The organism is Bradyrhizobium sp. PRIMUS42 (genome assembly GCF_023006515.1).
Taxonomy (GTDB): domain Bacteria; phylum Pseudomonadota; class Alphaproteobacteria; order Rhizobiales; family Xanthobacteraceae; genus Bradyrhizobium.
In genome coordinates, this window is record NZ_JALBGZ010001283.1 from 1 (window position 1) to 943 (window position 943).

At 63.4% G+C, this 943-nt stretch carries 1 protein-coding gene and 1 pseudogene; one reads left to right on the top strand and one right to left on the bottom strand.

Annotation, left to right across the window (positions count from 1 at the left end; all coding sequences use genetic code 11):
* A pseudogene (locus MOV75_RS39720) lies at window positions 1-731 on the bottom strand (ATP-binding protein); the annotation flags it as partial.
* Between the two features lie 21 nt (window positions 732-752).
* Between MOV75_RS39720 and MOV75_RS39725 the strand changes: the two are divergent.
* Window positions 753-943: hypothetical protein (locus MOV75_RS39725; RefSeq protein ID WP_247008304.1), on the top strand; the 191-nt coding region annotated here is incomplete at its 3' end.

Genomic DNA, 943 nt, shown 5'->3' on the forward strand with positions numbered 1-943 from the left:
GAGCCCGGCAGCGTGCGACTGGCTTCCAGCCGCACGAATCGCTCGACGGCATGCTTGCGGTCGGCCTCGGGGATGCCGGGGCCGCGATCGGTGACGCTGAGTAGCACCTGGTCGCCGTCGCGCCTTGCCTCGATCGTGATCGGCCTTGTGTCCATGCTGACCACAGTTCCGCCGGTCTGCGCCGCCGGCTTGCCGTATTTGATCGCATTCTCGACCAGATTGGCGAGCGCCTGGCTGACCAATTCGCGATTGGCGTGAACCGGTGTCGGCTCGGCCTTGACCTTCAACGTCATGCCGTCGTCCTCGGCGAGCGGCTCATAGAGCTCGTGGATGCCACCCGCGACCTCGGCCGCGTCGAAATCATCCATGTTGCCGCGCGCCTGTCCGGACTCGGCGCGCGCGATCATCAGCAGCGCGTTGAAGGTGCGGATCAGACCGTCGGATTCCTCGATGGTCCGTTCCAGCGCCGCGCGGTAATCGGCTTCGCAGCCCGATTTTGCCAGCGCCTCCTCGGCGCGGTTGCGCAGGCGCGTCAGAGGCGTCTTGAGATCGTGGGCGATGTTGTCGGAGACCTCCTTCAAGCCAGCCATCAGCGCCTCGATCCGCTCCAGCATGGCATTGAGATTTTCGGCGAGGCGGTCGAGCTCGTCACCGCTCCGCCCCACCGGAAGACGCCCGCTGAGATCGCCGGTCATGATGCGCTGCGCGGTCCCGGTCATGGCGTCGATGCGCAGGAGCTACAGACCAGGATTTTGCGGCGCGCGAAGTCGCCAGAAGACTATTCCGTCTATCGGGCTGCACTCGAATGGGGGCTGACCGATCCGATCGTCATTGAAAGACGAGACGATTTCAATTCAGTTTTCCGCTGGATGGTTCGCCTCGTTCGCTTTCATCACCTGGTCCATTTTCTCTTTAGCTTTTGCCGGAGCCTGCCGGTAAGCTT